The organism is Streptomyces hirsutus, from assembly GCF_001418415.1.
Taxonomy (GTDB): domain Bacteria; phylum Actinomycetota; class Actinomycetes; order Streptomycetales; family Streptomycetaceae; genus Streptomyces; species Streptomyces hirsutus.
Window position 1 is genome coordinate 1 of the sequence record NZ_LIQT01000729.1, and the last position, 2,445, is coordinate 2,445.

The 2,445-nt window shown below is 68.5% G+C and carries 2 protein-coding genes; one reads left to right on the forward strand and one right to left on the reverse strand.

Translation table 11 applies throughout. From position 1 onward, the window contains the following. Positions 1 to 44 precede the first annotated feature (44 nt). Complete coding sequence (locus tag AOK11_RS37985; RefSeq protein WP_055598162.1) at positions 45 to 1,397, reverse strand: MFS transporter; 1,353 nt, start codon at positions 1,395 to 1,397, stop codon at positions 45 to 47. 249 nt (positions 1,398 to 1,646) lie between these two features. On the opposite strand from AOK11_RS37985, the gene AOK11_RS37990 reads away from it, so the two are divergent. Continuing rightward, the gene (locus AOK11_RS37990) at positions 1,647 to 2,408 is read left to right on the forward strand and encodes an IclR family transcriptional regulator (protein WP_240497646.1); all 762 of its coding nucleotides are present in this window, start codon (positions 1,647 to 1,649) and stop codon (positions 2,406 to 2,408) included. The last annotated feature ends 37 nt before the right edge of the window (positions 2,409 to 2,445 follow it).

Here is a 2,445-nt window from a genome sequence, read left to right on the forward strand (position 1 = left end):
CAGGGGAGCGGGGGAGCGGGTACGGCGGTGGGGTGCGGACCCCGTCACGCCTCGAGCTGCCGGCCGGTACGGTCCGGGAGCAGGCGGATCGCCACGGCGGATATCAGGATCGTGAGCAGGCCGTAGGCGGTGATCAGCAGGGTTCCGTTCTCCGAGATCTGCATCAGCCATGTCGCGAGCAGGGGCGCCGGTGCGGCGAACAGCATGTTTCCGCCGGTGAGTCCGAGAGCCGATCCGGTGTACCGGACGGGGGTCGGCAGCGCCTCGGCGTAGAAGGCTCCCTGGCATCCGGTCATGAACTGCACACCGCACAGCGCACCCGTGATGGTGAGCGCGGCCATCCACCAGTTGCCCGTGTCGAGGATGAGGAAGAACGGGACGAGGAAGGCCAGCAGCACCGCGAGACCCGTGAAGAGGACGCGCTTTCGCCCGATCCGGTCGCTGGACCAGCCGCCGAGCAGGCTGGCCCCGATGGAGATCGAGTTCGCGACGACCATCAACCCGAAGGTGGAGCTCTTGTCGAATCCGAGCTGGCCCGTGAGGTAGCTGATGGCGAAGGTGACGGTGATGTAGTACAGCGCTCCCGGCGCGGCCCACGCGAGCACCAGCAGCAGCACGGTCTTCCGGTGCTGCCTCAGCAGCCCGCGTGCCGGCTGCTCGCTCTTGCTCTCGTTGGCGAGGAAGACCGGAGTCTCCTCGACGCGGTGCCGGATGTAGTACCCGATGGCGATGAGCGCCACGCTCATAAGGAAGGGAATCCGCCAGCCCCAGCTGGTGAACTGGTCCTCGGTGAGCCACGCGGCGAGTCCGGTCAGCGTGAGGGTGGCGAGCACCTGGCTGATCGGCGATCCCACCGACATCAGGGCGCCCGCGACACCGCGGCGCCGGCTCGGCGAGTGTTCCATCACCATGAGCTGCGACCCGGTGTGCTCGCCCCCCAGGGCGAAGCCCTGCAGGAAACGCAGGACCACCAGCGCGGCCGGAGCCACCATTCCCACCGTGGCGTAGGTCGGAAGCAGGCCGATCAGTACCGACGCCGCGCCCATGAGTAGCAGCGTGAACATGAGGACGTTCCGGCGGCCGAGCCGGTCGCCCAGCATGCCGAACACGAGGCCGCCCAGGGGCCGTGCCACCAGCCCGACCCCGAAGGTCGCGAACGACGCCAGCAGCGCGGTGCCCGGTGCGAGGTCGGGGAAGAACAGCTGGGGGAACACCGTGGCCGACAACGCGCCGTACACGGAGAAGTCGAACCACTCCAGTGCGGAACCCAGCGCGCCACTGACGACCGCGCGCCGGGCGGTGGGTGTCCCGCTCCCGCCCTCCGGGTCCCCGGAGCCCTCCGGTGCCGTGTCCGGCTGAGTCGCTTCGGTCTGCCCATCGAGTCCACTGACTCTCATTGCTTCACTCTCCTCGGTGTCCTCACTGCGCGGCACGTCACACGAGCTGACGGGCGGTTCACGCCTCAACGGCCACTTACGCCACGGGCAGACAAGGGGGTGATCTCGCGCCCAGGAGTCCGCGCCACGCAAAGACACCCGTTCGAGTGTGCGTTCGCCTGCGGACATCGAGAGAATCCACTATCAGGGAGTGACTAGTCAATCATTCCCTGTATGTGGGAATATCGGGCCGTGAACACTCTTCAAACTGTGGACAGGGCACTTCGACTGCTTGCACTGGCCCAGCAGGAGCCGGTCGTCACCCTCGCCCGTGCCGCCGACGAACTGGGTGTGGGGACCTCCGTCGCCCACCGGCTCCTGGCCACCCTCGAGGCGAACGGCTTCATGCGTCGCTCACTCGACGGCCCCGGCTACCGTCTCGGCCCGGCCATGACCAGTGCCCGCCCCGCCCACGCCGACACGGACTTCACCCACCTCGTCCAGGACGACCTGCTCGAGCTGCAGGCGGCAACCGGCGAGACCGTGGAGTTCGCGGTCCTCGAAGGGCAGGCGGTGCGCTACATCTACGGCATCGCCTCACAGCACCACATGCGCATCGAAGCCCGGGCGGGAACGATCCTCCCCGCGCACACCTCGGCCTGCGGACGAGCCCTCCTCGCCACCCTCACCACCGAGCAGCTCCGCCGGATCTACCCGAACGAACCCCTCCCGCACGCGGCGAAGACCACCACCCCGACCCGCACGGCCCTCGAAGCCGAACTGGAGAACGTCAGGCAGCGCGGCTACGCACGCAACGTCGAGGAGACCCAGCCCGGCATCGCGGCACTCGCGCAGACGCTCCCCACCCCTCAGGGGTACCCGCCCATCGCCATCACCATCTCGGGGCCGCAGGCGCGCCTCTGCTTCACCCGCGAGGACCCCCGCACCCCGTCCGAGACGGCACTCACCCAAGCCCTGCACCAGGCGACACAGAAGATGCAGGCAAAGCTCACCTCGAAGCTCCAGCACTAGCCCGAGCGCCCCTTCATGACGGCCGTCGGGTTCTCTG